Annotated in this window: 23 protein-coding genes; 10 read left to right on the forward strand and 13 right to left on the reverse strand. The window is 45.1% G+C overall.

Annotated elements, in window-relative coordinates:
* Nucleotides 1–42 precede the first annotated feature (42 nt).
* The gene (locus BS636_RS04860; protein ID WP_099337767.1) at nucleotides 43–597 is read left to right on the forward strand and encodes a CC0125/CC1285 family lipoprotein; all 555 of its coding nucleotides are present in this window, start codon (nucleotides 43–45) and stop codon (nucleotides 595–597) included.
* Between the two features lie 8 nt (nucleotides 598–605).
* Nucleotides 606–1907 carry a DUF445 domain-containing protein gene (locus BS636_RS04865; protein ID WP_099337768.1) on the forward strand — a complete coding sequence of 434 codons (1302 nt, stop codon included), beginning with the start codon at nucleotides 606–608 and terminating at the stop codon, nucleotides 1905–1907.
* Between the two features lie 93 nt (nucleotides 1908–2000).
* On the opposite strand, the gene BS636_RS04870 is transcribed toward BS636_RS04865, so the two are convergent.
* Nucleotides 2001–2288, reverse strand: a complete 288-nt coding sequence (locus BS636_RS04870) for a DUF2798 domain-containing protein (RefSeq protein WP_099337769.1) — start codon at nucleotides 2286–2288, stop codon at nucleotides 2001–2003.
* A 257-nt stretch (nucleotides 2289–2545) separates the two neighbouring features.
* On the opposite strand from BS636_RS04870, the gene argS reads away from it, so the two are divergent.
* The gene (gene argS, locus BS636_RS04875) at nucleotides 2546–4336 is read left to right on the forward strand and encodes an arginine--tRNA ligase (RefSeq protein WP_099337770.1); all 1791 of its coding nucleotides are present in this window, start codon (nucleotides 2546–2548) and stop codon (nucleotides 4334–4336) included.
* A gap of 346 nt (nucleotides 4337–4682) precedes the next feature.
* The gene (locus BS636_RS04880) at nucleotides 4683–5294 is read left to right on the forward strand and encodes an SPOR domain-containing protein (protein ID WP_099337771.1); all 612 of its coding nucleotides are present in this window, start codon (nucleotides 4683–4685) and stop codon (nucleotides 5292–5294) included.
* Nucleotides 5295–5528: 234 nt separating this feature from the next.
* Here the strand turns inward: BS636_RS04880 and asd are convergent, their stop codons facing one another.
* From asd to BS636_RS04905, 5 genes are all read right to left on the reverse strand, one after another.
* Nucleotides 5529–6380 (reverse strand): archaetidylserine decarboxylase, encoded by an 852-nt coding sequence (gene asd, locus BS636_RS04885; RefSeq protein ID WP_099337772.1) that lies wholly within the window; start codon nucleotides 6378–6380, stop codon nucleotides 5529–5531.
* The gene (locus BS636_RS04890) at nucleotides 6377–7225 is read right to left on the reverse strand and encodes a sulfurtransferase (protein ID WP_099337773.1); all 849 of its coding nucleotides are present in this window, start codon (nucleotides 7223–7225) and stop codon (nucleotides 6377–6379) included. The genes asd and BS636_RS04890 overlap by 4 nt, the downstream gene beginning before the upstream one ends.
* Before the next feature lie 166 nt (nucleotides 7226–7391).
* Entirely contained in the window at nucleotides 7392–8603 is a 1212-nt protein-coding gene (gene pncB, locus BS636_RS04895) for a nicotinate phosphoribosyltransferase (RefSeq protein ID WP_099337774.1), read from the reverse strand.
* Between the two features lie 118 nt (nucleotides 8604–8721).
* Nucleotides 8722–9252, reverse strand: coding sequence for an ankyrin repeat domain-containing protein (locus BS636_RS04900; RefSeq protein ID WP_099337775.1), 531 nt, complete (start codon nucleotides 9250–9252; stop codon nucleotides 8722–8724).
* 187 nt (nucleotides 9253–9439) lie between these two features.
* Nucleotides 9440–10954 (reverse strand): catalase, encoded by a 1515-nt coding sequence (locus BS636_RS04905; protein ID WP_099337776.1) that lies wholly within the window; start codon nucleotides 10952–10954, stop codon nucleotides 9440–9442.
* 227 nt (nucleotides 10955–11181) lie between these two features.
* Between BS636_RS04905 and dtd the strand changes: the two genes are divergently transcribed.
* Nucleotides 11182–11622: a D-aminoacyl-tRNA deacylase gene (gene dtd / locus BS636_RS04910; RefSeq protein WP_099337777.1), complete on the forward strand. Its 441-nt coding sequence runs from the start codon at nucleotides 11182–11184 to the stop codon at nucleotides 11620–11622.
* A gap of 341 nt (nucleotides 11623–11963) precedes the next feature.
* Here the strand turns inward: dtd and BS636_RS04915 are convergent, their stop codons facing one another.
* The 3 genes from BS636_RS04915 to serB form a co-directional block, all read right to left on the reverse strand.
* A complete protein-coding gene (locus BS636_RS04915; RefSeq protein ID WP_099337778.1) occupies nucleotides 11964–12443 on the reverse strand; it encodes an SCP-2 sterol transfer family protein in 480 nt (159 codons plus the stop codon).
* 143 nt (nucleotides 12444–12586) lie between these two features.
* Complete coding sequence (aciT, locus tag BS636_RS04920) at nucleotides 12587–12922, reverse strand: ciprofloxacin tolerance protein AciT (RefSeq protein ID WP_099337779.1); 336 nt, start codon at nucleotides 12920–12922, stop codon at nucleotides 12587–12589.
* Nucleotides 12923–13333: 411 nt separating this feature from the next.
* Nucleotides 13334–14560: a phosphoserine phosphatase SerB gene (gene serB / locus BS636_RS04925; protein ID WP_099337780.1), complete on the reverse strand. Its 1227-nt coding sequence runs from the start codon at nucleotides 14558–14560 to the stop codon at nucleotides 13334–13336.
* Nucleotides 14561–14637: 77 nt separating this feature from the next.
* On the opposite strand from serB, the gene BS636_RS04930 reads away from it, so the two are divergent.
* Complete coding sequence (locus BS636_RS04930) at nucleotides 14638–15891, forward strand: hypothetical protein (protein ID WP_099337781.1); 1254 nt, start codon at nucleotides 14638–14640, stop codon at nucleotides 15889–15891.
* A gap of 66 nt (nucleotides 15892–15957) precedes the next feature.
* On the opposite strand, the gene BS636_RS04935 is transcribed toward BS636_RS04930, so the two are convergent.
* The 3 genes from BS636_RS04935 to mhpT form a co-directional block, all read right to left on the reverse strand.
* Nucleotides 15958–16911, reverse strand: coding sequence for a bile acid:sodium symporter family protein (locus tag BS636_RS04935; protein ID WP_099337782.1), 954 nt, complete (start codon nucleotides 16909–16911; stop codon nucleotides 15958–15960).
* Nucleotides 16912–17029: 118 nt separating this feature from the next.
* Nucleotides 17030–17659, reverse strand: coding sequence for a bifunctional nicotinamidase/pyrazinamidase (pncA, locus tag BS636_RS04940; protein WP_099337783.1), 630 nt, complete (start codon nucleotides 17657–17659; stop codon nucleotides 17030–17032).
* Between the two features lie 209 nt (nucleotides 17660–17868).
* Nucleotides 17869–19074, reverse strand: a complete 1206-nt coding sequence (gene mhpT, locus BS636_RS04945) for a 3-(3-hydroxy-phenyl)propionate transporter MhpT (protein ID WP_099337784.1) — start codon at nucleotides 19072–19074, stop codon at nucleotides 17869–17871.
* Between the two features lie 716 nt (nucleotides 19075–19790).
* On the opposite strand from mhpT, the gene dapA reads away from it, so the two are divergent.
* Genes dapA through purC form a run of 3 tightly spaced genes read left to right on the forward strand, consistent with a single transcriptional unit; the run spans nucleotide 19791 to nucleotide 22060 of the window.
* A complete protein-coding gene (dapA, locus tag BS636_RS04950; RefSeq protein WP_099337785.1) occupies nucleotides 19791–20690 on the forward strand; it encodes a 4-hydroxy-tetrahydrodipicolinate synthase in 900 nt (299 codons plus the stop codon).
* A 12-nt stretch (nucleotides 20691–20702) separates the two neighbouring features.
* The gene (locus tag BS636_RS04955; protein ID WP_099337786.1) at nucleotides 20703–21302 is read left to right on the forward strand and encodes a lipoprotein-34 precursor (NlpB); all 600 of its coding nucleotides are present in this window, start codon (nucleotides 20703–20705) and stop codon (nucleotides 21300–21302) included.
* 38 nt (nucleotides 21303–21340) lie between these two features.
* A complete protein-coding gene (gene purC / locus BS636_RS04960) occupies nucleotides 21341–22060 on the forward strand; it encodes a phosphoribosylaminoimidazolesuccinocarboxamide synthase (RefSeq protein ID WP_099337787.1) in 720 nt (239 codons plus the stop codon).
* A 400-nt stretch (nucleotides 22061–22460) separates the two neighbouring features.
* Here purC and BS636_RS04965 read toward each other — a convergent pair whose 3' ends face one another.
* The gene (locus tag BS636_RS04965) at nucleotides 22461–23735 is read right to left on the reverse strand and encodes a replication-associated recombination protein A (RefSeq protein ID WP_099337788.1); all 1275 of its coding nucleotides are present in this window, start codon (nucleotides 23733–23735) and stop codon (nucleotides 22461–22463) included.
* A 264-nt stretch (nucleotides 23736–23999) separates the two neighbouring features.
* On the opposite strand from BS636_RS04965, the gene BS636_RS04970 reads away from it, so the two are divergent.
* Nucleotides 24000–26135 (forward strand): putative bifunctional diguanylate cyclase/phosphodiesterase, encoded by a 2136-nt coding sequence (locus BS636_RS04970; RefSeq protein WP_099337789.1) that lies wholly within the window; start codon nucleotides 24000–24002, stop codon nucleotides 26133–26135.

Here is a 26135-nt window from a genome sequence, read left to right on the forward strand (position 1 = left end):
CGCGCACTGCTGTCGCTGGATCATCCTATCAGGAGAACGCAGATGAAAAAGACCATCATCGCCCTAGCACTTGCAGGCACTACCCTGCTTTCAGGCTGTGCAACCACGCCTTCCAAGCCGCTGACCTTTAATCAACTTGGTCAGTATAGTACGACGCCATTAAATGCCCAGACCTATCGGATCAGCTTTAAGGCACGTCCTAATATGAGCTTTGGTACGGCAGAAGAAATTACTCTGCTGAAGGCTGCCCAAACCACGGTACAGAATGGTTTCCAGTTTTTCCGGGTACTGAATGATCCAAGCAACCGCACCCAGCAACCACCGCGTGAAGCCATTGTCTATCCAACGCCGATGCCCTATCCCTATGGCTATTATCGCCGGCATCCATTTTATTGGCCTGATCCCTTCTATGACATGCCGTATCGTGTCACTGTAGAGCCGGCACAGATTGCCTATACTATTGAATGTTTTAAAGCAGGACAGGCACCCAAAGATGCCTTTGATGCCCGGTTGATCCTGCAATCACTCGGCACTAAATATGGTCTGAGTCCGACAGGTGAGGTATTACAACCGCAGCCTGTGACCACGACTAAATAGGAGCTTTTATGCCAGAAGAGACCAGTTCACCGAGCCTGCAACGCAGTAAGCGTTTTGCCACCATTGCCTTGATCGTGGCTGTTGTCACCTGGTTAGTGCTGATGGTCACTGCCAAATTACTGCCAGAATATGTATGGTTAATTCATATCCTGATGCTGTCTGCAGAAGCGGGTGTGGTCGGTGGGCTGGCAGACTGGTATGCGATTACGGTGCTGTTCCGCAATCCTTTTGGCAAATTGCCAATTCCTAAATTTCTGCGTGATCACACCGAGATCATCCCACGCAATAAGGCACGTATTGCCGAGTCGATGGGCCGTTTTGTCCAGGAAAATTTCCTGTCTCCGCAGATTGTGGAACGCAGTCTGGCCAGTACCGACCTGAGCCTGGCGGCAGGCCGCTGGCTAGCGAATCCAGAGAATAACCGTCAGGTGACTCAGGTGATTCAGCAGACCGCACCGCGGATCTTTGAGTTTGTCGGCCAAGAGCAAATTTCCAGCTTTATCCAGACCAACAGTGTGCAATGGGTCAAGAGTACCCAGATCAACCATCTCGCCAGTGAAATGCTACGTGCCGTTCTGGAAAATGACTTCCATCAGGATGTGTTACAACGTGGTCTCGATCTGGCACATGCCTGGATGACGTCGCATCCGGATCAAACCCGTGAATTAACCCGCAGCCTGTTCAAGGAAATGGGCGTGTGGAAGCTGGCTAAAGGAGCGAGCTGGATCGGGATTGATGTGCAGCAGCGTAGTATCGACTCGGTGATTCAGCGAGTTGAAGCCATGCTGGCAGATCCAGATCATCCATGGCGTCTGAAAATTGAAGAATCTGCGCAGCAGTTGATGCTGGAATTGGCGAATAATGACAGTGAAGCCAGTCAGCGTTTGAATTCTGCCAAGGATGCCTTGCTGGACAGCCCTCAGGTATTGAACTTCATCAGCGGTGCAGTCGTAATTCTGTGTGATGCAATCAAGGCGGATCTGGAAAAACCGGATTCCGGTATTGCAGAAAATCTGCGGATCGCGATTCAACAGGTGGGTGAGAATATCATTTCCAACAGTTCAGTGCGTGAGTTACTAAATAACCGCATGAGTGGCATGGCAGTGGATCTCAGTGATCAATACAGCGAGAAAGTCATTCGCTTTATCAGTGAACGGATTCATGAGTGGGATTCACGCGAAATGATTGACAAGATTGAAAATGAAGTCGGTGGCGACTTGCATATGATCCGGGTCAACGGCGTGGTAGTGGGTGCCTGTATCGGCCTGATACTTGGGGTCATTCGTGCTGCAGTCGAGCATCTGATCTAAGTGATTTTGAGTGAGCGCATTTTCCAGCAGTGAATTGTTTTGCATCTCTTAGCACGATCTTCTGAGTTCTCATCTGATAAAGATAAAAAACGCTTATTTGGGTGGTTGCTGTCCACTCATATCCACTAACAGACCAGTGAGCTTATGCACCACCGGCAACAGTAACAACACAATTGGAAAAGCAAAAGCCCAGGAAATCATCCAGTTGTGAAACCAGAGTGCCATAAAACCTTCGATCCAACCCAAATTCCGTAGCATATTGATAAAAGAGATGATGCCGCTCATCAGGCAGGACAGGATAAACGGGATAATAATCAATGCCCATTTGGCTGGGAGTTTGGGAATATTGCCGAAGATGACCGGAGTTTTTTGCGAATCCACTTTAGGCTCTTTTTATTATTTGATTCTGAATAATATAGGGCATTTTTTATTGATTGAGGATTCATTTTTTAGAGCTGATTTTGCAACTTATTTATTGCACGATTCTTCATGTGATCAATAAAGTAGTAAATTACAATTTTTTATCATCCCGCTAGCAACCGATCGTATATTTTTTATTCCCCATAAATGGTTTTACCTAAAGAGTCGGAAATTTGCTATATTTGCTGTTTTTCTGCGATATCTATTTTCGACTGATTATGAATACGGCAATCCAAGCAGCTCTCGATCATGCAGTGCAAACCTTAAAGGCACAAAACGTACTCCCATCTGACTGGAACAATACAAGTAATTTGACGCGTACCAAAGACCGTAGCCACGGTGACTTTGCATCAAATATTGCCATGATCGCGTCTAAAGCTGCGGGTATGAAGCCGCGTGATTTAGCAGAAAAAATCCTTGCTGCCCTGCCTGAAGTTGCAGATATCAGCAAAGCCGAGATTGCAGGCCCGGGCTTCATTAACTTCTTCCTGAATGCTGACCAACGCTTCGCAGTTCTGGACCAAATCCAGGCTCAACAAGATACGTTTGGTCGTACCCAGGCCAATGCGGAAAAACGTATTCAAGTGGAATTCGTTTCTGCAAACCCAACCTCTAGCCTGCACGTGGGTCATGGCCGTGGTGCTGCATACGGTATGACCGTTGCAAACTTGTTAGAAGCAACTGGTGCAAAAGTTGACCGCGAATACTATGTCAATGATGCTGGCCGCCAAATGGATATTCTGGCGACTTCAACATATTTACGTTATTTGGAACTCACTGGCCAAGAACTAGTATTCCCGAAAAATGCCTATCAAGGTGACTACGTTAAAGAGATCGCACAAAGCATCATCGACCAAGATGGCACAGCGTATGTACGTCCAGTGGCCGATGTCTACAAAGATGTACCGGAAGATGTGCAATATGCAGCAGAACCAGATGCGGAAGGCAATAAAGTGGTTCTTTCAGGTGATAAAGAAAAACATATCGATGGCCTGATTCACAACTCACAAACCTTATTAAATGAAGGCTACCGCGTCTTCCATCAGGCAGCATTGAAAGCTATTCTTGACGATATCAAAGATGACCTTGGCGAATTCGGGGTGACTTTCAATCAATGGTTCAGCGAAGCAACATTGGCTGAAAAAATTGAAGAAGCATTACAAACCCTGGATCAACGCGGCTACTTATATGAACAAGATGGCAACATCTGGTTCAAATCAACTGAATTTGGTGACGAAAAAGACCGTGTGGTAAAACGCCGTAATGGTCAAACCACTTACTTTGCGTCTGATATCGCGTATCACCTGAATAAATTACAACGTGGCTATACCGATATTATCGATATCTGGGGTTCGGATCATCATGGTTATATCACACGTGTGAAAGCAGCCATTGATGCAATGGGCTATGACTCGAAAAAGCTGACTGTGCTTTTAGTACAGTTCGTGAGCCTATGGCGTGGCGGCGAGATGGTACAAATGTCATCTCGTTCAGGTCAGTTCGTGACTTTACGTGACCTGCGTAAAGAAGTGGGTAATGATGCGGCGCGTTTCTACTACGTGATGCGTAAGTCTGAACAGCACATTGACTTTGACCTTGACCTTGCTGTGTCACAAAGCAAGGACAACGCTGTGTACTACATCCAGTATGCCCATGCTCGTATCTGCCGTATGTTAGAAAAAGCTGTTACCACTGGCGTGAACTTTGATGCTGTGACTGCACGTGGTCTGGCAGCTAAACTTGAACTAGATGCTGAAACTGAGATCTTGGCGAAACTGGCAGCGTACCCTGAAATTGTGGTGCGTGCAGCGAACAGCTATGAACCGCACCAAGTCGGTAACTATCTGAAAGAATTGGCTGCGTTGTTCCATGGTTGGTACAATGAGAACAAGGTACTCGGTGATGATGCTGAACTGACTCAAGCACGTCTGCTGTTGTCTGTAAATGTACGTCAAGTACTCCGCAATGGTCTGGAACTTCTTGGTGTATCAGCTCCTGAGAGCATGTAAGCAAAACACAGTTTTGCATGCTCGCAAGGCGAGAGCTGTGCTCGAAGCAAAAATGTAAAGCACTGCTTTTACATTGACGCAAGACAGCGAGCTTAGCTCGAGTAAATAATGCAAAACACAGTTTTGCATGCTCGCAAGGTGAGAGCTGTGCTCGAATTGAGCATGCCGACAGTTAAAATCATGAACTATATGTCTGATCTGACCTATAGTTCATAAAAATATGCTGTAAAGTTCGTGTATTGCATAATGACATTTGCATCACGATCACATACGATGCAGAAAGTAAGGCATAACACCGGTTATGCCTTTTTCTGTCTGGTAAAATAAATACAAGAGGAAATCTCCAGTGTTTGGAAAAACGCAGCGCGGTGTATCTGAACGTCCGAACAAGCCGAAGAAACCATTGATCCCTGCATGGCTCGGCACACTCGTGATCATTTTAATCGTGTTAAGTTTTCTGGTGGCGCTCATGCTGTGGAAGCCATGGGAACCTGTAAAACCAAACAATGATCAGGTGACTTCTGGGCATTATGAAGAAGAGGACTCCAATAAGGATTATCGCTTCTATGACCTGTTGCCAAAGCAGCAAGTCACTCCAATTCCTGAGCAGGCTGTGCCTGAAACCAATAAACAGGATGCCGTGGTGATTGTAGAAGCACCTCGAACTGAGGAATCTACAGCTGAAACTGCGACTGAGCCTGGGTTAGTTGAATCACCTGCTGTACCAGTAACGACCTATATTCTGCAAGTACGCAGTTTTGATGATCCGGATCAAGCCGATGCCCGTCGTGCCGAGATTATTTTGAATGGTCTATCCGCAGATGTTGTTCGCAGTGTGGAAAATGGCAAGGTCTGGTACCGTGTGGTGTCTGGTCCTTATGATTCTGTAGATGCTGCTGTAATTGCCCAGCAGACATTGCAGCATAGCGGGATTGACTCAATTGTCGTGAAGCAATAAATATTAGAAATAAAAAAAGCGCCTTTAGGCGCTTTTTTTTACTCCTCTCTTTCATAAAGGGAAGTTGAGAAGGGTTTTAAAAATTTGGAATCCCCTGTCCTTGCGCAGCAGTATTGCTCATCTCCTACAAGGAGAGGGAACCTCCCCCTTTGAAAAAGGGGGAATGAGGGGGATTTATTATATTGAATCCTCCCCTAGCCCCTCCTTTGAAAAAGGAGGGGAATAAGGCATCTTTTAAATCGTATGACCTAAAGCCTCACCCATCAACACCGTCGAATTGGCTTTGAACTTCTCATCCCAATGCATCTTGTTTTCTTCAAACAGGATCACAGCAGTTGAACCCAGGTAAAAACGACCGAGTTCTGCGCCCTTCTCTAAGAACAGATTATGCTGGTTCAGCTCAATACGACCAGATGGTTTCACCTTACCAGTCGCCACGGTTTCAATGCCTGCCACAATCATAGCCCCGACAAGTACCACTGCCATACGACCAAGTTCAGTATCAAACAGACACACCATACGTTCATTACGCGCAAACAGGCCTGGAATATTTTCAGCTGTGGTCTGGTTAACCGAGAACAGTTCACCCGGCACATAGAGGGTTTCTGTCAATGTGCCGGCAAATGGCATATGTACACGGTGATAGTCACGTGGTGACAAATACACCGTTGCGAATTCACCATTTTTGAATGGCTGCGCCAATTGCGGATCAGCAATCAGGTTTTCAACTGTAAATTTTTGACCCTTGGCCTGAAACACATCGCCATTTTCAATCTTGCCAAGCTGGGAAATCGCACCATCAGCAGGAGAAACAATACTGCTCTGGTCTGCATCGACTGCACGTACCCCGGTTCTTAGACCGCGGGTAAAGAAATCATTAAATGACTTGAATTTTAAAGCATTAGTTTGTTCAGCAATCGACATATCGATGCCGTATTTGGCTTTAAATGCAGAAATCACCGCAGTTTTTACAACCGGATTTTCACTGGCTGCAATTTTACCGACCACACGAGACAGACGATGCTGTGGCACTACTTTCTGAGCCTGGATAAATAATTGTTGTTTTAAACGCGATGTGATGCTCAAGATGGCAACTCCCCAGTAGCGATTGGACTATCGAGGCGGTTGCCCCATTCACTCCACGCACCATCATAAGCCTGGACTTTCCAGCCGAGTAAACGTCCTAAGATATAGGCCAGCCCGGAGCGGTGATGTGACTGACAATACACGACCACAGGCTGCTTAAGATTAAAACCCAGTTGTTCCAGGCGCTGTTGTGTGCGCTGCAAAGGATGTAATTTTAAATGATTTTGACGGTTAAGGGCAGTACTCCACTCAAAATGACGTGCCCCCGGAATGTGACCGCCGCGTCGCGCTGTCAGACGCAGACCGGTATATTCATCTTCTGTACGGCAATCCCAGAGCTGAACCTGCCCCTGCTCGACCTGCTGACGTAGGGCTTCATAATCAATCCGTACGGTATTTTCCTGATTTAGATTGACCTGCACCAATTGTTCGACCGGTGCCAGTTTTACTGGATCCGAGGAAGTTGGCAGTCCAGCTGCTAACCAAGCATGAATGCCACCATTGAGTAAGCTTGTATTCTCGAAACCTAGACAATGCAGGTTCCATAAAAGACGTCCTGCCCAAGCACCACCTTCATCATCATAAGCCACGACATGATGTTCAGGAGAAATATTCAGATAACGAACCAGTGCTTCCAAACCTTCTTGATCCGGCAATAAACCAAGGGCTTTTTCTTCCTGACGAACCAGCATTTTTGGCTGCAAATGTAGTGCATGGGGGATATGCAGCTGTTCATAAACAGAAGCACGGCTCAGGTCAACAATACGAAGTTTTTCATTGCCCAGATGTGGTACCAAGTCTTCTGCCTCAATCAGCAGACCAAAATTAAAAGCTAAAGCTGTCATCGTTATCTATAGGTGTTATGGTTCAAATCAGTTTGATCTTAGCACAGCTCATTTTCACAGATATGCGGTTTTTATTGGCTTATTTATCACAATTTATGATAAGAACTTTGGCAAACAGAACATTGTATAAAAAAACCGCCTCAAGTCTGAGACGGTTTATTGGTAGTTACTGTTCAGCGACTTCGCTGATATCAAACACCTGACGCAAATACGCCAGGAAGGTGTCATTGTCAGTCATAGTTTTACCCGGACTGTCGGAAATTTTCGCGACTGACTGACGGTTGCATTCCACCAGTTTCAGCACGATATTGAGTGGGGTTTGACCCATATCATTGGTCAGGTTCGTCCCTATCCCGAAGCTGACCTGGAAGCGGTCCTTAAAGTATTGATGCAGCTTCCATGCTTTTTCCAGGTTTAGACCATCACTGAAAGTCAGCATTTTGGTCTTGCTGTCTATTTTCAACTTTTTATAGTGGTTATAAGCCTTGTCGCCCCATTCATACGGGTCACCACTGTCATGACGTAAACCATCAAACAGTTTGGCAAAATACAGGTCGAAATCACGTAAGAAGGCATCCATTCCGACTACATCGGTCAGGGCAATTCCGAGGTCACCGCGATATTCCTGTACCCAGGTTTCCAGGGCTGCTTTCTGGAAATTACGCAGACGCACATCCAATGCCTGGAAAGCTTGCAGAAATTCATGCGCCATGGTGCCAATCGGGGTAATGCCCAGCTCTTTGGCCAGATAAACATTACTGGTCCCACGGAACACATGTGGTGCAGCTTTATTGAACTCTTCCACGACATGCTTTTGCCAATCAAAACTATAGCGACGGCGGGTACCAAAGTCTGACACCAGGAATGGCGGGGCATTCGAATCTTGTGAAGCATCATATTGCTTGAGCAATTCGATTTTGGCCTTAAGACGACGCTCACCTTCAGCCAGTACTTCAGGCGTGCGAATCCGGCTGAAATACAGTTCATTGACAAGGGCCAGTACAAAGATTTCGAACATCATTGCCTGAACCATTGGGCCCTCAATCGTAATATCTAGGCGGCCTTCACTGTCGATGGTTGCCTTGATAAAACGGCGTTTGAGCTGGAACAGTTCTAGATAATCGACAAAGTCGCTTTTGATAAAACGCAGACTGCGTAAATATTGTAATTCGTCTTCTTTAAATTTCAGCTGACACAGCAAGTCCAGTTGGTGGTTCAGATCATCCAGGATATCCGTGAGTGGATAAACCGTATCTTCAAGATTACGACAACGGAAATGATAGACACTATGCGTTTGCGGGAACTTGTGTAATACCACTTGTAACATGGTGAATTTGTACAAATCAGTATCAAGCAGGGATTGGATGATTGGCGCCATAACTTAGGAAATATCGCTGTGCTTATCATTGCATTAAAGCATAAAAAGCCCGGTAATATTGCAGGAATTACATACAGCCAAGAGAAATATAGACCAAAGTACTGATGCAGATAGCAGCCTATTTGGCTGCTTTTGCTTTAGATTTTTCTGCTTCTTGGATAATTTTTTGTAGCTGTTTTTCCTGACCGATTACTTTAGCAAATTCAGCCGTGGTTTTTTGTCCGGTCTTTTTGGCATTGGCATCACAGTCGACCTGACGTAGCAGTTTCGCCACTGCCCATTCCATTTTGAACAGTGCACCCATAAGTGCGGTATTACCTTTATTATCACGGGCACAGCGGTCTGCACCATGTTTCAATAAAGTAGTGACAATACTCTGATGACCATAATAGGCGGCCATCATCAACGGGGTATAACCATCTGCATTGCGTATATCCACCGGGAAGCCATGTTTTAGAAATTCATTAATCACTTCGTCATTGCCAGTTTTGGCTGCGGCAAAGAACAGTGCAATCAATTCCTGTTGTGAGGTCATCTGAACGTTTGCTGCATCTTTCGCAGGGGAGACATTCTTCACTTCAGCAGCAGTTGCGAATGCGGAACTGAACACAAGAACACTGGCTAAAAATGCATGTTGCATAACTTTCATGATGAACTCCAACAGAAATCGAAGGGAAAATTTAAGCCTTATAAAGACTAAATTGACCTGAGATGGGATGAAAAACGGAGTGCCTGTAAAACTCCCCCTAGGGTGCAGGAAAGGTTTGGAGTTTTACAGGGCTTTTCGGAGGTGATGCGCTATGCCCTAGTCACCGGTTCCTCAAGACCAATCGGAATTAGTCTTTTAATTTCGCAGCTTTTGCTTTAACAGTTGCGATGTCACCATTGACTGCTTTAGTCATACGCATACCGTAATCTGCATCTGCCTTATAGAAGTAAGACAACATGATGTGCTTGGTTTCTGAATCTTTGACATTGCCAAGGTCAGCAGCCAGGTTCATGATCAGGTCATCTTTTTCTTTGGCAGTGTATGAACGGTAAAGGTCACCTGCCTGCTTGAAGTTTTGCTCTTTAGTACCGATCTGTTGAACATGACCAGTCAATGGCGTTTCAACTGCACGCGCTTTTTCAGTTGCCGGTTTTGGCTCTTTACGGCTTGGCTCATAGTTCACATCAGAATCACGCTCACCAACATTCATGTGACCTTCCTGGTTATTGTTGTTCACATTCACCACTGGACGGTTTACTGGAATTTGCTGATGGTTCGCACCTAGACGGTACATTTGCGTATCTGAGTAAGAGAAGATACGACCTTGAAGCAAACGGTCTTCAGATGGTTCGATACCAGGAACCAGGTTGCCTGGTGCAAATGCAGCCTGTTCAGTTTCATTGAAGAAGTTCTTCGGCATACGGTTTAGCGTCAATGTACCGACTTTCACTTCTGGAACCAGATTGGTTGGCCAGATTTTGGTTGGGTCTAGCGGATCGAAATCAAAGCTGTTCAGATCTTTAGGATCAAGCACCTGAATATACAAATCCCATTTCGGGAAGTTACCCGCATAGATGTTGTTATAAAGATCGTTGGTCAAGTGGTTAAAATCTTTACCTTGTTGCACAGCCGCTTCTTTGACGTTTAAGCCCTTCACGCCCTGTTTAGAGCGGAAGTTGAACTTCACGTACTTGTATTCGCCTTTGTCGTTATACAGTTTGTAGGCATGTACACCGAAACCGTCCTGTTCGCGGTAGCTGGTTGGGACACCTTGCTTGCCATAAACATAAGTCAGCATGTTGGTTGCCCAAGGCTGGCTAGACAGGAAGTCAAACACACGGTTGGCATCTTGTACGTTGGTGACCGGGCTTGGTTTCATCGCGTGGATGAAGTCCGGGAACTTGATCGCGTCACGGATAAAGAAGACTGGCGTCTGGTTACCGACTAAGTCCCAGTTACCTTCCTGAGTATAGAATTTGATGGCAAATCCATGCGGGTCACGTAGAGTTTCTGGTGAACCTTTACCGTGAATGACGGTAGACATACGCACAAAAACTGGAGTTTTGGTGCCGGCCTTGAATAGAGACGCAATCGTTAAATCAGACAGATCTTTAGTCGTGACGAATTCACCATAAGCCCCCGTACCACGTGCGTGAACCACACGTTCAGGAATACGCTCACGGCCAAAACGTTGTAGTTTTTGAACCAGTTGCACATCCTGCAGCAAAGTTGGACCTTGTGGACCCGCAGTGATCGAGTTCTGGTTGTCACCGACTGGTGCCCCGTTATCTTTGGTTAATGGTGCAGCTTGGGCAGCTGTCACCGTTGCAAGCATTGCAACAAGTAATGAACGCTTAAACATTTCTAAATCTCTCAATTTAATACCTTTCCTGCATACAGCTAAGATACGTGAGAGCATAAAATAGATAAAACAGATAATTTTTATAATTATGATCGTGTTTTTAGATAGTTTAAAACATTATCAATGATAATCAATAAATTAAGCCCATTTTTTAGACATTAGCTTTATATCAGATGAGTCTAGTCTTGCTACAATGGCGACAATTTTGAATCTGATTGAAATTGATTATGCGTGCATTATTACAACGGGTACTGGAAGCCAAAGTCGTGGTCGATGGTGAAACCACCGGAGAAATTGGCAAAGGTATTCTGGTTTTTCTGGGCCTCGGTAAAGAAGATAATCTGGACAAAGGCAAAAAGCTGATTGATAAAATATTAAAATATCGCTTCTTTGATGATGAGCAAGGCAAGATGGGCTGGAATGTCAGTCAAGCCAATGGCGGTTTACTGCTGGTGTCCCAATTTACCTTGATGGCGCAAACCCAAAAAGGCTTACGTCCGGATTTTGGTCCAGCGATGCCACCTGCTGAAGCCAAAGCAATGTACGATCAGTTAGTGGATTATGCCAAGTCACAATTTGAAGGCGTACAAACTGGTGTTTTTGGCGCAGATATGAAAGTGCATCTGGTTAATGATGGGCCGGTAACGTTTAATCTGGAAGTTGAATAATCAAAAGTTTCGCTGCATCCAAAAGCCCTTAATGTTGAGGGCTTTTTTCTGAAAGCTACATGACATTTTTATGGAATAAGATACGCGGAAAAGTCATCAGCAACTGTTTGAGGCAGAACTAAATATAAAAATAAATGGTTCTGCGATTAATCAAATAGCAGATGCCATATGCCGAGTTTTGATGATGACAATGCCTTTGGTTACTTTGGGCGAAACCAAAGTAACAAGAGAAACAATGCTGATTTTTTAATGAATAATGAAAAGATTCCACAAAGAAAAAAATTAAGGAGCCCACATAAGGCCCCTTAATCAAAAAATACAGCTACAAAAGAAATGATTGCTTATTTACCAGTCTTATCTTTAATAAACTGACGTACCAGTTTTACTTTTTCTTTGACTGGTTTTGGCAGTTTAGGCGGAATCATTTTCGCCACTTGATTAAACCAAACCAGAAGGCCAAAATCTCCTTCCATCTTGATGCTGCCGTTTTGCATACCAGTCATAAATGCAGTTGGGTCACCTTTCATTAAGGTTTTTACGCCCTGCTCGCTGTCGGCAAACTGCAACACAAAATCTGCTGGTTCAGCATTACCTGACACGGTATCAATCTGGCCGTTATTAACAATAATCTGGCGAGCTAGACCTTCATCAGTACCGATCTGGATACGGAACTGACGCTCATGGACCAATTCAATAAATTTTGGACTGGTACGCGCCAACTGCTTCATACGCAAAGCCAAGCCTGCAACCAGTAAATCAAGCGGGTCGGTACTGATATCGACTAAAGGAAGTTTCAGGACAGGAATTGACGACAGTTTCATGAGTTATGCCTATTGTAATTGTACGAAAATTGACAGCTATCCTAGCATAAATTGCAAGGAGGTTAAGCATGCAGTTTGTAGATGATCGTTAACAAAAAATGCACCCGAAGGTGCATTTGTTTTTATTGTTTTTAATAGCGCTGTTATCGGCTGGATAACTGTTGCTGATCATCTTCATAAACAGGCGTATGTTCGATGCAGCGGCGCTTGGCCAATGCACGCTCAGCACGACGATCTTCACGTAGTAACAGTAGAGTTACTATTACCATCACGCTCGATAATGCCGCTAAATAACCATAAGTCATTGGCAGTTCAAATAGCGTCTGTGTTCCCAGGCGGATGACTTCAATCAGCCCCCACGTAAACATTCCAGCCACCATAAAACTTAACCAGCGACGATACGGCGAGAAGAACACAACAAGTACAGCAGCGGCTACCAGGCCAAAGCCCACAATTGTTGCTAAATTCGCTGTTACCATAAAATCCCCTCCGTCCAACCCCAGACTATGCAAGCAATGCAGCAGTTCTGATGATTGAATGTCCTAAAACCCACTTCGTGGAATATATTGATTTGTCTCTCTATGCCAGCATTATGATGAGTTTTTTGACTAAAAAAAGTCCTTTAATTCTCTACAACGACATATCCTGTCGCGAGATTATTTTGTCATTACATTTTTTATTTTTAGAGTTTTTCCGAAACATTTGCCCCATCAATGCTGGCGTGTCATTACAAAATAAATAGCGTTTTTCTGGACTAAAAAAATTATTTTTCCGTTTAAGATGATCGGTATATTTCTATACAGCTCTCGCTACTATTCTTCAAATCGGGATAGATCACTATAAAAAAACGCGGCCATTAGGCCACGTTTTTAGCTTAAAAATACTGAATATCAGGCACGGCTCAGATCTTTATCATGCACACCAAGTAGGTACAGCACCCCATCCAGACCGACACTAGAAATCGCCTGATTGGCATTCTGACGTACCAGTGGCTTGGCACGGAAGGCCACACCTAAACCGGCAATAGAAAGCATTGGCAAGTCATTGGCGCCATCACCCACAGCAATCGCCTGTTCCAGGGAAATCCCCATTTCTTCAGCAATGGTCATTAACAGATGGGCCTTACGTGCGCCATCAACAATATGGCCTTTAACTTCACCTGTTACGATTCCGTCCTGAACATCCAAGACATTGGCATGTACTTCATCAATGCCCAACTTGGCTTGCAGATGCTCAGCAAAGTACTGGAAGCCGCCAGAAAGAATTGCTGTACGGTAACCCAGTGCTTTCAAGGTAGAGATCAGACGCTCTGCGCCTTCAGTAATGGTCAGACGTTCTGCAATCTTCGGTAGTACAGATGCATCCATGCCTTTTAATAACGCTACACGCGCACGGAAGCTTTGCTGGAAGTCCAGCTCGCCCTGCATGGCACGCTCAGTGATTTCAGCCACCTGCGCACCCACACCGGCTTCAATAGCCAACTCGTCAATCACTTCCTGCTCGATCAGGGTCGAGTCCATATCAAAACAGACCAGACGGCGGTTACGACGGTAAACATTATCTTCCTGTACCGCTACATCGACATTCAATGCAGTAGACAGGCTGAGACAGGCTGTACGCATTGCTGCGGCATCCAGCATCTGGCCTTTCAGGCTGAACTGTACGCAGGCACGTTTTGGTCCAGCATCTGCATTATCACCATCCAGCACCGGACGACCGGAGAGTCGGGTGACCGTTTCAATATTAAAGCCCTGGCTGGAGACAATTTGGGTCACGGCTTGCAGATGGGAAGCCTTTAATTCTGGGGCCAATGCAGTCACGATATAGCGGGTCTGACCGCCTTCTTTGACCCATTGATTGTATTCTGTGATAGAGATCGGTTTAAAGCGCACTGTTAACCCGATATCATGTGCTAGAATCAGGATTTCCTTCATGGCTAATGCGGTAGCGGTCTGGTCGTCCGAAGATACAACAATACCTAAGGTCAACTGGTTATGAATAACCGCTTGTCCAACATCCAGGATCTGTAAGGAATGAGCGGACAAAACCTGCATTAATCGTGTAAATTGATTAGGCTGGTCGGGTCCTAAGAATGATATAAGAATGATTTCTCGCATGAATTGACTCGGGTCTGAGCTACAACTATTGTTAGAATCATAATCGAATTTGAATAGAATTGCCTTGGAAGTTTACGTTGAATGCGCCTAGACAAGGGCTATTTGCTAGCCTACTGATTATAAGTTTTGCCCTTCATACCTTCTTACTGGTATTGGCAACCACTCACCAGCTGAATGAAAACCGTGCCAGCCAAGGTCAGCTGATGACCAGTCAACTGGTGACAGACAGCCTGGCTGAACTGGATCCGGCCAACCGTGTTTCACTGGCGTTACTGGCAAATCGTTATTCCACCAATCCAAGTGTTGCCTCAATTCGCATCCTGGATGCGAATGCTCAGGTTTTAGCCACTGGTGGTCTGACCAAAACCCGTGATGGTGAAGTTTTCGTCCGCGAAGCGTTGCTTAACGAGAAAAAAGTCGGTTCAGTGGAAATTACCCTGATCGAGCCAAGTATCGGTGAAATTCTGCGTACCCAGTGGATGGCGATTCTATTCTCCTTCATCCTGCACGGTCTGTTGTGGTTAGCTTATCGTGCCATTGCTCGTCCAAGCCGCAGTGAATACCTGGCACGCATTAACAATGAATCACGTCTGAAATTTGAAATTCAGACTCTGACTCAGGCACTGGAACAGGAAAAACACAATGCCGCACTGGCGATTGCTCAGGCACAGCAGTCTGTTCAAAATAAGCCGAAAGAAAAAGACAACGTGCCAGCTGTCGTGGAAAAAGATACCCTGTCACTGAGTATCCAGTTCTATGATCCGAAACAGCTACTGGATTCAGTGAATAAGACTGTGTCTGTACCTTATTTCAACCTGTGTCAGATCTTTCTGAATAAGGCGACTGAGCTATGTGTGCAGCATTACAAGCTGAACAGCTCAGATGTCTGGACAGTACATAAGTTCGATGAAAAAGGTGCAACGCTGAGTATTGCCGCAGACAAGCCGAATGCCCTCGCCTGCCTGACGCTGATCAGTTATGTATTCCAGCTCCTTTCAGAAGTTCTCTACAAACGTTATCGTGAAGATAAACGCTTTGTATTGCAGACACGTAGTGCGATTGCGTCGAAAGTGGATGAAATGCAGCTGACTTCAAGTCAAGCGGCTGAACGTCTGGTACAGCAACTGGTCGCACGTGAAAGCGCGGTGCATGTACCGAATGCCTTCCTGAAATCTATTTCTGATCACTATGAATTGGTCAGCATGCCAAATCCAACCAATGTCCTGACCCGTCATGCTTTCGTGATGAATGGTATGGATGCCGAGATGGCAGAACTGGCGCAGAGCTTCCGAACCGATATCCTGAAATCGAAACAGTCCAAAGCCTCTTAAGAAGTTTGGAAAACGAAAAAGCCCGACTCTAAGCTCGGGCTTTTTTGTAATTCGTTTCTGCTGAAATCAGTTGTGCTGATCATTCTCAGCGGGTGGTTTGGCTGCCCAATAAGTTGCCAAAGCCGGTCCGGAAATATTGTGCCAGAGACTGAAAATCGCACTTGGCAAAGCGGTCATTGGTGAAGCAGCAAAATGCGTCGCCGCCAATGCCACACCTAGGCCTGAGTTCTGCATCCCGGCTTCAATCGATACCGCGCGGCAGTCAATTTCCTGTAGTTTAAAGATACGACCCGCCCAGTAGCCGAGTAAATAACCCAGCCCATTATGCAAGGCAACAATACCCAGAATCATCAGACCTGATTCCAGAATCTGGGTTTTACTGCCTGCAATAATCGCCGCCACAATCGCAACAATCGCCACCACAGATACCACCGGCATAATCTGGATATAAGCTTCAACTTTGGCTTTAAGAACACCACGGACAATCAGACCTAAGATAATTGGGAACAGCACAACCTGTAGGATCGAGACCAGCATCGACATGGCATTGATTTCAATCCATTGACTAGCCAAAACATAGAACACTGCTGGAGTCAGCAAAGGTGCGAGCAAGGTCGATACCGAAGTACAGGCCACTGATAAAGCCGTATTCCCCTTGGCCATATAGGTAATCACATTCGATGCTGTGCCACCCGGACAGCAACCGACCAAGATCACGCCAATCGCAATTTCCGCAGGAAGCTGGAACAACTGACATAATAGAAAAGCCAGGCCCGGCATCACCACAAATTGCGCTACGACTCCAATTAATACTGCCTTCGGGCTTTGTAGCACACTCTTAAAATCACCCAAGGTCATGGTCATGCCCATACCAAACATGATGATCCCAAGCATCCATGGAATATAGGCTTTTAGCCAGACAAAGGCCTCAGGCACTACCATGGCAATGACTGAAAATAGAATCACCCACAAGGCGAAAGTTTTTTGAATAAATTGCGTAAATTTGAATAATGCCGACATGAGGGGGAGTCCATGTGTCATAAAAGAAATATGCCGTGGCAGTCAGTACTGTCCACGACTATTGAATTCAGCAGCTTAGCATACTCATGTGTAGGCAAGTTTTGCTTACGATAAAGGTTTAAGCAGCTTGAATGATGTCTTTCATATAAATGCGTTTTACACCCTGAGCCAGCATGTCCTGCCAGGCATGTTGCAGCGAACCATTCAGGTCAATGCCCTTAGTCGCATCGGAAATCACGAAAGTCTGGAAACCCAACTTGCGTGCATCGATTGCTGTCCAGGCCACACAGAAATCAGTCGCAATCCCGACAATAAATACCGTGTCGATCCCACGTTCGCGCAGATAACCCGCCAAGCCGGTACTAGTCTTTTGATCCGCTTCCATAAAAGCAGAATAGCTGTCGATATGCGGATGGCAGCCCTTACGGATCACCAATTGCGCCTGTGGCAGATTTAATTCTGGATGCAGCTCCGCATCTTCAGTGCCTTGCACACAGTGGCTTGGCCACAGTACTTGTGAGCCATAATCCAGCTGAATCATTTCATAAGGCGCTTTATCTGCATGATTATCAGCAAAGGAAATGTGATTCTCTGGATGCCAGTCCTGAGTCAGCACGATATTGCTAAAGTACTGTCCTAGTTGATTGATATTCGGAATGATCTGATCCGCCCCTGCGACTGCCAGATTACCACCTGGGGTAAATCCCTTCTGAACATCTACTACAATCAACGCGGCATTCTGCTGCATACGCCCTCATTCCTTGAAATCTTGATGATGCCCAAGCATAGCTTAAAAAGCCTGCTGATTTTTAGTCCCACTGACAAAAATAGAATGACTGCGCATTCGGATTAAAGTTATAGCCAAACAGGGAAATCTAGAGAGATACGAGCCTTCAATAAGAAATTTTTAAGGCAATAAAAAAGCCTGCAGATGCAGGCTTTTCAATTTTGTGATGCTTACACTTTCGTGCGGCTCACCAGGAACAACATACATACTGCAGAGATCAGGATACATGGAATCGCTGCCGAGATTACCCCTGCTGCACCGAAGCCTGCTGTCAATAATTGACCTGCGATTGCAGGGCCAAGCATTGCGCCGATACGGCCAACCGCAGAAGCTACGCCTACACCTGTACCACGTACTTCTGTTGGATAAACGATACTACCGAAGGCATAGAGTACGCCCTGACAGCCAATCACAAAGGCACCTGCTAATGCTGCTGCCATGTACATTTGCTCAAGTGAACTTGCTCCGTTCAGTGCCAATAGACCCGCCAGGATACCGCCGTACATCAAGATGATGACATAGGCTTTCTTCAAACGATCCGTCAGCATACCCAGGATAATCGTACCGATAGTCGCCGTTACCATGAAGTAGAACTGTGCAGTTGAACCATCTTTACGTGTGAAGCCCAATTCCATAAACAGTGATGGCAACCAGCTCAACATGATGTAAACCACCATCAACGTGAAGAAGTAGCTCACCCAGATGCACAGCGTACGTAACAGGTTGTCAGAGTTAAACAGATCCTTGAATGAACCCTGTGGTGAGGTTACACGTTCTGCTGCGGTTTTGTTTTGAGTTTTTAGATATTCCTTAGACTCAGGCAGGCAGAGCATCATCAATGGAATCACGAAGATCGGAAGTAAACCACCCAAGTAGAATACGTTTTTCCAGTTCGCACCAAATTCAGTGGCAGCAATCAGTGACAGAATTGCTGCACCGACTGGCATACCACAATACATCAAGCCGACTGCACGACCACGGTTCTGTGGAGACACCGCTTCAGACGCCAGCGTAATCAAAATTGGCATCGCACCGCCAAGACCCGCACCTGCCAGGAAACGAACTGCCAGCAAGCTGTGGAAGCTGTTGACCCATACGGTACATAAAGTAAATAAGGCAAAGATGCCCGTTGACCAGATTAAGACTTTCTTACGGCCTATACGGTCCGCAAATCGACCGCCGACCAGTGCACCAGGCAATAAACCCAGAATCCCTGCACTAAAAAACACACCCAATTGCGAGCTATCGAGACCAAAATGCTCACGAATACCCGCCGCTGCAATCCCTGCAGCCTGAATATCTAAGCCTTCAATCACGGCGATCAGGAAACAGATCCCAACCGTGATTATCGCGTGCTTATTGTCTGATTTTTCCATTGGAATATCCTTGTTCAATCAGCGTTCAAATAGAGCCGTCATCATCTATGAGACCGAGGTCGAATTTAACTAGCAATAAGTTGAACGTTTTGGTGGGATATCCCTAAACAGGGTGACGTTGTGTTGTTGTAGAGAGAACAGTCAGAAAGTCGCAAAAACAATTATTGTAATCGCTACAAAATTTCTGCCAAATGATTTAAGGCTTACAGATCAGCTTAAAAAATCCAACATTCAATAAATATATGAAATTTCATTAATATCTAAAAAGAATTACTGCAATGGTTTTTATGCATTTTTAGTCATGATAATTCTTCTTACATTGATAAGTTTTAACTATTGGATAATCATTTATAAATCTTAACAAATCTTTTAACTATTTGAATTTTCAATATAATCACCTAATTAAATAGTTATGTACCTAGTGATGAGCTAGAGTATTTAATTACCAAAATAAGTGAAAATACATCTCTCCCCTTATACTTTTACGAGAAGCTTCATCCTTTTATCACTTGCTTGTTGTTTCAGAGCTTTGTATAAAGAATTGAGTGGCTTTCAGCAAAGCATATTGTTCTTATGCTGCCGATCAGTCATAATTTGCATACGCAATATTCAATTCAGCGCAAATGCATTGAATTTGCTACAAATCAAAATACAAACCCATCCCAATTTATGTTTTCTCATTCTCTTCGGATGGACAAATAGGATAGTTTTTTAAAATGACTCAGCAAGCACAGACCATTCAGGGTTCCATTGTCGCAATCGTCACCCCCATGTTTGAAGATGGCAGCGTAGATTGGAAGGGTCTCGAAAAGCTCGTTGAGTGGCACATTGCAGAGGGCACCAATAGCATCGTAGCCGTTGGAACAACCGGCGAAGCATCAACGCTGAGCATGAGCGAACACACGCAAGTGATCAAAGAAATCATTCGTGTTGCCAACAAACGTATTCCAATCATTGCAGGTACAGGTGCAAATTCAACCCATGAAGCGATTGAACTGACCAAAGAAGCCAAAGAGCTTGGTGCAGATGCTGCACTTTTGGTGACGCCATATTACAACAAGCCAACTCAAGAAGGCCTGTATCAGCACTATAAAGCCATTGCTGAAGCGGTTGACCTACCTCAGATCTTGTACAACGTACCAGGCCGTACTGGTGTGGACATGTCAAACGAAACAGTCATTCGTCTAGCTGATATCCCGCAAATCGTCGGCATTAAAGATGCTACAGGTGATGTTGAACGCGGTGCAGCACTGATCGCTGGCCTGCAAGGCAAAGACATGACTGTTTATTCAGGTGATGATGCAACAGCGTATCAACTGATGGCACATGGTGCGAAAGGTAATATTTCTGTGACCGCCAACGTAGCACCGAAAGTCATGAGCGAAGTGTGTGCCGCTGCCATTGCTGGTGATGCTGCGCGTGCTGAAGAAGTGAACACTCAGGTTGCAAATTTACACAATATTTTATTTTGCGAATCCAATCCAATTCCTGTGAAATGGGCACTCCATGACATGGGCCTTATCGGTACAGGTATACGCCTGCCGTTAACACCACTTGCAGAACAATATCGCGCTCCGCTTCATGAAGCACTTGCTGCAGCGGGCGTCACTAAATAAGAGCACAATACTATGCAATTACGTTTAGGACTTATCCTTGCCCTTTCAGCAATCAGTTTAGCGGATTGTAGTACCTTTAAAAACGGGACTTTGGACTACAAAAACACAACCACGCTAGATCCTTTGCAATATCCGGAAGGTGCCATGGTTCGTCCTGCAACGCCATTGTATCCTGCTCCAACAGTAGATCCACTTGCGATTGAACATGCACCGAAGCTAGAAAATGAGCGTGGCAGCCGTTTTGCCCTGCCACGCCCTTCTGCTGAGCCAGTTCGTTCAACTCAAGCTGATGAAACTGTTACAGATATTACAGGAAAGCCACAGCTGGTGATGGACGGAAATCAAAATCCGTTGCTCAAAATTGATGGAAATGCTGCTACAATATGGCAATACACTCTTGCCACGCTCAGCAGCCTTAACCATTCCATCGTTGGTCAAAGCAAAGATCGTTACCAAGTAACGATTCAGGTCGATCAACAGACCTATGTTTTAAGACTCTCTCCTGCAGGTTCGAGTAACACCCTGGCTGTGTTTAATCCTGATAACAGTTTTGCCGATCGCGAAAAAGCAGCAGAACTGTTAAACCAGATTTACCAAAATTGGCCAGCCTAGACATTTTCTAGGCATTTTTTTTTGTAGAAGGTTCCCTCATGTTAAAACAAACCTTGCTCTATACTGGTAAAGCGAAATCTGTCTATACAACAGACAGTGAAGACCACCTGATTTTAGTTTTTCGTGACGATGCGTCCGCATTCAATGGCGAAAAGATCGAACAACTGGATCGTAAAGGTAAGGTGAATAACCGTTTTAACGCCTTCATCATGGAAAAGTTAGCTGCTGCTGGCATCGAAACTCACTTTGAGAAGCTTTTAACACCAAACGAAGTTTTGGTTAAAAAACTCAAAATGATTCCAGTGGAATGTGTGGTACGTAACTATGCTGCAGGTTCTTTATGCCGTCGTCTTGGCGTAGAAGAAGGTAAAGAGTTAACTCCTCCTACATTCGAATTGTTCTTCAAAGATGATGCCCTTGGCGATCCAATGGTGAACGAATCTCAAGCGATTGCTTTAGGTTGGGCGACTGCTGAACAATTGGCAAAAATGAAAGAATTAACTTATCAAGTGAATGAAGTGCTTAAAGCATTATTCGAAGCGGGTAATATGCTTCTTGTTGACTTCAAACTTGAATTCGGTGTGTTCCACGACCGTATCGTATTGGGTGATGAATTCTCTCCAGACGGTTGCCGTCTATGGGACAAAGACACCAAGAAAAAACTTGATAAAGACCGTTTCCGCCAAGGCCTAGGTGGTGTGGTTGAAGCATACGAAGAAGTTGCTGCACGTTTAGGTATTGAACTCGACAATATCTAATCTGTAATTCACGGATTCAAAAAAACCGGGCTGAATGGCCCGGTTTTTTATTTGCCTTCCACACTCATCGAAAAAACAAATTTTATTGATGAAAATGACCGTTTTTACATCACTGATAAAAGCACTTAAAATCATTTTCATAGTAAGCAAGCTAGTCTAGATAAACGCTATATTAGCTATGCTTGCCAACCAGATTTTCCCTCTACCCTCTAGGATGTATCTCCCCAAGGACATCCTATTTTCAGCCCGATTCTCCCAGAACCGGGCCTTTTTTTGCATGCTTTTCATGTCTCTAAATAGCGATGTGCTTATGACTGAGCTCCGCCTCAGTTAAGGGTATATTCCTTAGCAGAAAAGCCTATAAAAAATGGACACCTATAATAGATATCCATCGAGAGTTTTATTGCTGCTGTTGCTGTAGTTGCCAGCGGCGTTGTTGTAGACGTTCCCCTTCAACTTCGCGCTTATTCCGTGCCGACTCATACAGCTTGGTACCTTTTAACTCAGGTGGTAAATACTCCTGTAGTACAAAGTGTTCCGGATAATTATGTGGATATAGGTAATCCACACCATAACCCTGCTCTTTCATCAGTTTGGTCGGTGCATTACGTAAATGTAGCGGTACAGGCAGATTAGAAGTCTTATCTGCCAACTCCATAGCTTTGTTGATGGCTAGATAAGTACTGTTGCTCTTGGCGCTGGTAGCCAAATACACGGCACATTGTCCCAAAATAATCCGGCATTCCGGCATTCCGACTGCCTGAACGGAACGGAAGCATTCTCCGGCCAGCAATAATGCATTTGGATTGGAGTTGCCAATATCTTCAGAAGCAGCAATCAGCATACGGCGTGCGATAAAGACTGGATCTTCACCGCCTTTGAGCATGCGTGCCATCCAGTACAGCGCTGCATCCGGATCACTACCACGAATCGATTTGATAAAGGCAGAAACCAGATCATAGTGCTGCTCGCCAGACTTATCGTAGCGGGCAATATTCTGCTGGGCAACCTTCACCACCACCGCATTGGTGATGATGTTTTCCATATCCGGTTCAAAGGTACTGGCAACTAGATCCAAAAGGTTCAATGCCTTACGTGCATCCCCAGCCGCAAACTGAATCAAGGCATCAAACTCTTCAATCTGGATATGACGTTCTTGCAGAAAAGTATCAGACTGAATTGCCTGAGTAAGTAGAGTTTCAATCGCCTCGGCACTCAAAGCATTTAGGCTATAGACCTGACAGCGTGACAGCAATGCACTGTTGACTTCAAAAGACGGATTTTCAGTGGTCGCGCCAATTAGAGTAATCTTGCCCTTTTCGACCGCATTTAGCAGCGCATCCTGCTGGGACTTATTAAAGCGGTGAATCTCGTCAATAAACACTACTGGTGTCAGCAAATCACCACCGTCAGCAATCACTTCACGTAGCTCTTTTACTCCGGTATTTAAAGCAGACAGGCTGACAAAGGGCCGATCCACTGCCTGTGCCAATAAAAGTGCAATCGTGGTTTTGCCTACGCCGGGAGGACCCCAAAAAATGATAGACGGTAAATGTCCCTGATCAATCATCTGACGTAAAGGTGCATTTTCACCGAGCAGGTGATCCTGTCCAATAATTTCCCTGAGGTCACGTGGCCTCAAACGTTCAGGAAGAGGGATATGGCTGTCTGACATTTTATAATGGGCTCACTTTTAATCTATCTGCATTCTAGCATTAGCTGTTTTTAATTCCGAATATGAAGTTTGTCTAGCTTCAGTGTCTGTACCGACGTATGACAATGTTTTTTATCATTTCAAGTGAATTAGACCTTGCATCTTCATACAAATTTGATCATATTCTTTTTAGATCAGCTAGAGCTGAATAAATGTTCTTTTATTCTAATAATAGATAAGTGGGTCCGAGGTTGGATCAAATAAAACCTCTGTATCGGTGAATACATGGAATTTGATAAGCAGAATTTGGACGCTTTTGCCCGGTTTGAATCACCGGAGTCTTTACATTCAGATACCTTTAGGTCGACTACTGGTCCAGAGCTGTCACGTATCCAGCATTTTGCCGATGCCCTCCCTCATCCCATGTGGTTGCAGACCCGTGATGAAGTCGAATATTTCAATACGGCGATGAAAGACTATCTCGGGATTGACCTGAATGAGTATGGCCGGGAACACTGGCAACAGTTTATTCATCCTGAAGATTTAGCCAATTTCATTAATGAATGGCACACTGCACTCAATAAACGTCAAAATGCAGAAATCCAATGCCGGATCCAGAAACCGGATCACTCTTATCACATGTGTCTGCTGAGCATGAAGTTTCATCATGAAGCACATAGCCTGCTGCATTGGGCCATCACCCTAACCGATATACATGACTATTTTGAAATCCAGCAACAGCTGTCACAGATGATTGCGGCTCAAAAGAACATGCTGGATGCGAGCCTGGACTGTATCAAAATCATGACACCAGAGGGCAAACTGAGTCATGTGAATCGTTCTGGTCGGCAGGCTTTGGGACTGTCTGAAACTGAACAGCAGTTTGGCATGTCCTGGCTAAATCTATTGCCTGCTGAAGTCCGTCCATCTGGCAGACGCGCACTCAAACGTGCTGCCCAAGGGATGAACGCCCGTTTTGCAGGTATCAGCCAGTTAGAAGGTCAAGCGCCAGAGTATTGGGATAACCTACTCACGCCGATGGTGGATGAGCAAAATATAACTCGGCAGATCCTATGCGTTTCACGCAATATCAGCCAACAGAAACATGTAGAAACTCAGCTTAAAGCAGTTACAGAAATTGATGAGCTGACTGGACTGTATAATCGCCGTACCTTCTACAAACAGTTTAAACGTACCCTATTTAAAGCTCGACAGCAGCAGAGCCAGGTCGGACTACTATTAATCGACCTGGACTATTTCAAGCATATTAATGACACCTTAGGACATATTGCTGGTGACCATCTTCTGCATGTGTTAGGTGAGCGTTTCCAGAAAAACCTGGGTCCTGAAGCTATTGTCTCCCGTTTAGGCGGTGATGAATTTGCCGTACTGGTGCAAAACCTTGAGCATGAATCTCAGCTGTTAGAAGTGGCTAAAAAAGTCAGCCAACAGATGGAAATGCCGATCAGTTATGCTGGCAGGACTATTAATAGCGGAATCAGTGTAGGTGGTGCAATTTATCCACGCGATGCTATCAACAGCTCCAATTTACTGAAATGTGCCGATATCGCGCTGAATGACTTAAAAAACAGTGGTCGTGGTGGTATCCGGATGTTCAGTCAGGAAATGTTTGAGTCACTGGACAAGATGACCCGTCAGCTAATCCTGGCACGGAAGATTATCAATTCAAATCAGATTATTCCTTACTATCAACCTAAAGTTCGTCTGTCTGATGGTGCTGTAATTGGTTTTGAAGCATTGCTGCGCTGGAAGGATCAACACCATCAGGTTCAGCTACCTTCGCATATTTTCTGTGCTTTTCAGGACTATGAACTGGCTTCACGCATCAGTGAAACCATGCAACTCAAAGTCTTTGAAGATATGACGCGCTGGCAGGAACAAGGCTTAGAAATTTTGCCGATCTCGATCAATGCCGCACCGGTCGAATTTTTACGTGATGATTATGCTGAAAAGCTGTTAGAACGCTTGTCGCGCTTTGATATTCCAGCGGATAAAGTCGAATTAGAAATTACCGAGCAAAGCCTCTCAGAACGTGGTGCCAATTATGTAATCCGTGCACTCAACCTGTTAAAACAGGCGGGTATCCATATTTCTCTGGATGACTTCGGAACGGGGCATTCTTCCTTGACCCGCTTGCAGGAATATCCGGTGGACTGCATCAAGATCGACCGTAACTTTGTGGAACGTCTGAATACTGATCCATCTGCATTAGCGATTGTCAAAGCCATTACGCAGATTGGTTTTAGTATTGAACTTGATGTACTGGTGGAAGGCATTGAAAATACTGAACAGCTCTCAACCCTGATCAATTGTGACTGCCAGATCGGACAAGGTTTCTATTTCTATCGACCGATGGCAGGCAGTGCCGCACAGGAATTACTGCATAGCACCATGTGTTAG

The sequence above is a fragment of the Acinetobacter sp. LoGeW2-3 genome (assembly GCF_002688565.1).
Classification (GTDB): Bacteria; Pseudomonadota; Gammaproteobacteria; order Pseudomonadales; family Moraxellaceae; genus Acinetobacter.

Bases quoted from the DNA above. Each gene is read 5' to 3' on its own strand.
- dtd (WP_099337777.1), top strand. From the start codon at position 11,182: ATGCGTGCATTATTACAACGGGTACTGGAAGCCAAAGTCGTGGTCGAT.
- BS636_RS04900 (WP_099337775.1), bottom strand. From the start codon at position 9,252: ATGAAAGTTATGCAACATGCATTTTTAGCCAGTGTTCTTGTGTTCAGT.
- purC (WP_099337787.1), top strand. From the start codon at position 21,341: ATGTTAAAACAAACCTTGCTCTATACTGGTAAAGCGAAATCTGTCTAT.
- dapA (WP_099337785.1), top strand. From the start codon at position 19,791: ATGACTCAGCAAGCACAGACCATTCAGGGTTCCATTGTCGCAATCGTC.
- BS636_RS04915 (WP_099337778.1), bottom strand. From the start codon at position 12,443: ATGAAACTGTCGTCAATTCCTGTCCTGAAACTTCCTTTAGTCGATATC.
- BS636_RS04865 (WP_099337768.1), top strand. From the start codon at position 606: ATGCCAGAAGAGACCAGTTCACCGAGCCTGCAACGCAGTAAGCGTTTT.
- BS636_RS04970 (WP_099337789.1), top strand. From the start codon at position 24,000: ATGGAATTTGATAAGCAGAATTTGGACGCTTTTGCCCGGTTTGAATCA.
- BS636_RS04935 (WP_099337782.1), bottom strand. From the start codon at position 16,911: ATGTCGGCATTATTCAAATTTACGCAATTTATTCAAAAAACTTTCGCC.
- serB (WP_099337780.1), bottom strand. From the start codon at position 14,560: ATGCGAGAAATCATTCTTATATCATTCTTAGGACCCGACCAGCCTAAT.
- BS636_RS04955 (WP_099337786.1), top strand. From the start codon at position 20,703: ATGCAATTACGTTTAGGACTTATCCTTGCCCTTTCAGCAATCAGTTTA.
- BS636_RS04860 (WP_099337767.1), top strand. From the start codon at position 43: ATGAAAAAGACCATCATCGCCCTAGCACTTGCAGGCACTACCCTGCTT.
- BS636_RS04890 (WP_099337773.1), bottom strand. From the start codon at position 7,225: ATGACAGCTTTAGCTTTTAATTTTGGTCTGCTGATTGAGGCAGAAGAC.
- pncB (WP_099337774.1), bottom strand. From the start codon at position 8,603: ATGGCGCCAATCATCCAATCCCTGCTTGATACTGATTTGTACAAATTC.
- BS636_RS04905 (WP_099337776.1), bottom strand. From the start codon at position 10,954: ATGTTTAAGCGTTCATTACTTGTTGCAATGCTTGCAACGGTGACAGCT.
- argS (WP_099337770.1), top strand. From the start codon at position 2,546: ATGAATACGGCAATCCAAGCAGCTCTCGATCATGCAGTGCAAACCTTA.
- aciT (WP_099337779.1), bottom strand. From the start codon at position 12,922: ATGGTAACAGCGAATTTAGCAACAATTGTGGGCTTTGGCCTGGTAGCC.
- mhpT (WP_099337784.1), bottom strand. From the start codon at position 19,074: ATGGAAAAATCAGACAATAAGCACGCGATAATCACGGTTGGGATCTGT.
- BS636_RS04965 (WP_099337788.1), bottom strand. From the start codon at position 23,735: ATGTCAGACAGCCATATCCCTCTTCCTGAACGTTTGAGGCCACGTGAC.
- pncA (WP_099337783.1), bottom strand. From the start codon at position 17,659: ATGCAGCAGAATGCCGCGTTGATTGTAGTAGATGTTCAGAAGGGATTT.